The sequence below is a fragment of the Caulobacter sp. HMWF025 genome, assembly GCF_003060965.1.
Lineage (GTDB): Bacteria > Pseudomonadota > Alphaproteobacteria > Caulobacterales > Caulobacteraceae > Caulobacter.
The window spans coordinates 1-3763 of sequence record NZ_QAII01000079.1 but is presented as its reverse complement, the minus strand read 5'-3'; the positions used below and the strand labels follow the sequence as shown (position 1 = coordinate 3763).

The 3763-nt window shown below is 67.6% G+C and carries 4 protein-coding genes; all 4 read left to right on the top strand.

The features are described from left to right. The coding region (locus DBR10_RS09290) for an RtcB family protein (RefSeq protein ID WP_108556284.1) at positions 1 to 1043 on the top strand (1043 nt) is incomplete at its 5' end. Positions 1044 to 1188: 145 nt separating this feature from the next. Further along, the gene (locus DBR10_RS09285; protein WP_108489932.1) at positions 1189 to 1617 is read left to right on the top strand and encodes a DUF2141 domain-containing protein; all 429 of its coding nucleotides are present in this window, start codon (positions 1189 to 1191) and stop codon (positions 1615 to 1617) included. 82 nt (positions 1618 to 1699) lie between these two features. Next, the gene (gene prfA, locus DBR10_RS09280; RefSeq protein WP_108503635.1) at positions 1700 to 2770 is read left to right on the top strand and encodes a peptide chain release factor 1; all 1071 of its coding nucleotides are present in this window, start codon (positions 1700 to 1702) and stop codon (positions 2768 to 2770) included. Continuing rightward, positions 2770 to 3531, top strand: coding sequence for a pseudouridine synthase (locus DBR10_RS09275; protein ID WP_108503636.1), 762 nt, complete (start codon positions 2770 to 2772; stop codon positions 3529 to 3531). Before prfA ends, DBR10_RS09275 begins: the two co-directional genes overlap by 1 nt. Positions 3532 to 3763: the final 232 nt, after the last annotated feature.

Here is a 3763-nt window from a genome sequence, read left to right as displayed (position 1 = left end):
GCTCGGTGATCCCCACCAAGGGGGCGATTATCCCCGCGGCGGTCGGCGTCGACATCGGCTGCGGCATGATGGCGGTGCGCACCTCGATCCGTGCCGAGCACCTGCCCGACAACCTGTTCGGCATCCGCTCGGACATCGAGGCGGCCGTGCCCCACGGCCGGACCGACAACGGCGGGCGCAACGACAAGGGCGCCTGGCAGGTCGATCCCCCGACCGTGGCGGCCGAGAAGTGGGCGGGCCTGAAGGCCGGCTATGACGACGTCGTGGCCCGGCACCCCAAGGCCGGCCACCCGCGCGGTCTCGGCCACCTGGGCACGCTGGGCACCGGCAACCACTTCATCGAGCTGTGCCTCGACGAGGCGGGTGACGTCTGGGTGATGCTGCACTCCGGATCCCGGGGCGTGGGCAACCGCTTCGGCACCTACTTCATCGAGCGGGCCAAGTATGAAATGCGTCGCTGGTACATCAACCTGCCCGATGAGGACCTCGCCTACTTCGCCGAAGGCAGCGAAGGCTTCATCGACTATGTGCGGGCCGTGTCCTGGGCGCAGAAATACGCCCTGGCCAACCGCGAGGTGATGATGGACCAGGTGCTGGCGGTGCTGAAGCGCACCTTCCCCGACCTCGTGACCACGCAGCATGCGGTGAACTGCCACCACAACTACGTGTCGCGGGAAAAGCACTTCGGCAAGGACGTCTACCTGACCCGCAAGGGCGCGGTGTCGGCCAAGGACGGAGAGCTGGGGATCATTCCGGGTTCGATGGGCGCCCGCTCGTTCATCGTGCGCGGCCGGGGCAACCCGGACTCGTTCTGCACCTGCTCGCACGGGGCCGGACGGGCGATGAGCCGTAACGAAGCCAAGCGCCGGTTCACCATGGCCGACCACATCGCCGCCACGGCCGGTGTGGAATGCCGCAAGGACGAAGGCGTGATCGACGAAACGCCGATGGCCTACAAGGACATCGACGCCGTCATGGCCGCCCAGAGCGACCTGGTGGATATCGTCCACACGCTGCGCCAGGTGGTGTGCGTGAAAGGCTAGCGAACGCCGTCCGGTCCCCGCGACCGGGCGGCGTTTTGCGTGTGGGGTCCCCCCCTTTTCGAATGACTCCTTTGTAATTTGCCTCGCCACGCACTTTGCAAATAAAAGTACTTCATCGGCAATCAAGCCGAGGGAGACTTCAGACATGCAACGCCTCGCTGCGGCCGCCGCCGCCCTCTTCGCCGCCGCCGCCTTTGCCGGCGCTGCCCAGGCCGGATCCGTCAACCTGACCCTGGACGGCGTGCAGCCCAAGGGGGGCAAGATCCTCGTCACCGTCCAGAGCCGTGACCAGTTCATGCAGCCGGCCCAGACCAGCGGCGCCGTGCTGGACGGCACCGCCAGCGGCCGGCTGAAGGTCAGCCTGCCCAATGTCCCGCCCGGCGACTATTCGGTCTCGGTCCTGCACGATGCCGACCAGAACTGGGGCATGACCATGGCCGCCGACGGCAAGCCCGCCGAGGGCTGGTCTATGTTCCGGGCCACTGACCTGCGCGGCAAGCCGACCTTCGACCAGGTCAAGGTGACGGTGAACGGTGACACCGAGGTCGCCGAGACCATGCTCTATCCGAAGTAAGCCCCTTCGCGCCGGGGTGACGTGGGCCCGCTGGGGCGGTACAGAGACCGCCCGTTCCCAACAGTAATGTGACGTCACCCCCTTGCGACTGCCCCAGGCCCGCCTCGATCAGGTTCTCGACCGTTTCCGTGAAGTGGAAGCCCGCATGGGCGCCGCGACCGACGGCTCGGAGATCGTCAAGCTCTCCAAGGAGCATGCGGAGCTGCGGCCGGTGGCCGAGGCCGTGCAGACCCTGGCCAAGCTGGCCGCCGAACGCGCCGAGCTGGACGAGATGGCCGGCGACCCGGAAATGGCCGCCATGGTCCGTGACGAGATCCAGGCCCTGGACGAGAAACTGCCCGTGCTCGAGCACGAGCTGGCCCTGATGCTGGCCCCCAAGGACAAGGACGAGAACGCCTCGGCCATTCTCGAAGTCCGGGCCGGCACCGGCGGCGACGAGGCGGCCCTGTTCGCCGGCGATCTCTTCCGCATGTACCAGCGCTATGCGGTCAGCCAGGGCTGGCGGGTCGAGGTCGACAGCATCTCCGAAGGGGAAATGGGCGGCTACAAGGAAATCATCGCCTCGATCACCGGCGACGGCGTTTTCGGCCGGCTGAAGTTCGAGAGCGGCGTGCACCGCGTGCAGCGCGTGCCGGAAACCGAAGCCCAGGGCCGCATCCACACCTCGGCCGCTACGGTCGCCGTGCTGCCCGAGGCCGAGGATGTCGAGATCGAGATCAACGACAGCGACCTGCGGATCGACACCTACCGCTCGTCGGGGGCCGGCGGCCAGCACGTCAACAAGACCGACTCGGCCGTGCGCATCACCCACCTGCCCACCGGCGTGGTGGTGACCTCGTCGGAAAAGAGCCAGCACCAGAACCGCGCCCGGGCCATGAAAAACCTGAAGGCGCGTCTCTATGACATGCAGCGCGAGGCCCTCGACACGGCCCGCTCCGACGCCCGCAAGAGCCAGGTCGGCAGCGGCGACCGTTCGGAACGCATCCGCACCTACAACTTCCCGCAAGGGCGGGTGACCGATCACCGCATCAACCTGACTCTCTACAACCTGGCCAAGGTCATGGAGGGCGAGGCCCTGGACGACGTGATCAAGCCGCTGATCGCCGAAGACCAGGCCGCCCGCCTGGCGACCCTCGAGGACAATTTCGGCTGATGGCCTTTTCCCGCACCTACGAGGACGACGAGCCCCAGCGGGTCAACAAGTGGCTGGCCCAGAGCGGTGTCTGCTCGCGCCGCGAGGCCGAGGCCCTGATCGCCGACGGTCTGGTGTCGATCGACGGCGAGGTGGTGCAGGACATGGGTCGCAAGATCCTCACCGGCCAGACCCTGGTGCTGGCCGACCGGGCCACGGCCAAGCTCGACTCCAGCCTGACGGTGCTGATCCACAAGCCGGTCGGCTTCGTCTCGGCCCAGCCCGAAGCCGGCGAAGTGCCCGCCGCCCGCCTGCTGACCCGGGCCAATCTGTGGCTGGGCGAGGGTCCGATCCCGGGCAGCGGCGACCTGCTGCCGCCGATCGGCCGCCTCGACAAGGATTCGCGCGGCCTGCTGCTGCTGTCGGAAGACGGCGTGGTGGCCAAGGCCGTGATCGGCCCGCAGTCGGAGCTGGAAAAGGAATACCGCGTCGCGGTGATGGGCGAGATCACCGACGAGAAGCTGGAGCTGCTACGCTTCGGCCTCGAACTGGACGGTCGCGAACTGCGCCCGGCCCGGGTGGAGATGATCTCGGACCAGCGCTTCAGCATCATCCTGCAGGAAGGCCGCAACCGCCAGATCCGCCGGATGTGCGAGCTGCTGGAGCTGAAGGTCGTCGACCTGTTCCGGGTCCGCGTCGGTCCCCTGACGCTCGGCGACATGCCCGAAGGCCACTGGCGCCACGTCACCCCGGCCGAGCGCGCGGCCCTGATCGCAGGTTGAGCCCTGCACTTTACCTTTCGGCCCTGCCCCGCTAGAGACGTCGCTGATGCTGTTTGCCGCGACCAAAATTACCACCCCGAAAACGACCCGCCTGCGCGGGGCGTCGTCGGGTGCTGGGTCGGTCTGAAGCCAGCATCCCGAAGTCAGCCCCGCCGATGCGCGGGGCGGCTCTCATCTTCCAAGAGACCTGCAGCTCCCCGCGCCTCCGCATCCTGAAGGAGTCGTACCGTCA

Excerpts from the sequence above, each read along its gene's own strand:
- DBR10_RS09285 (WP_108489932.1), top strand. The coding sequence starts at position 1,189 with ATGCAACGCCTCGCTGCGGCCGCCGCCGCCCTCTTCGCCGCCGCCGCC.
- DBR10_RS09275 (WP_108503636.1), top strand. The coding sequence starts at position 2,770 with ATGGCCTTTTCCCGCACCTACGAGGACGACGAGCCCCAGCGGGTCAAC.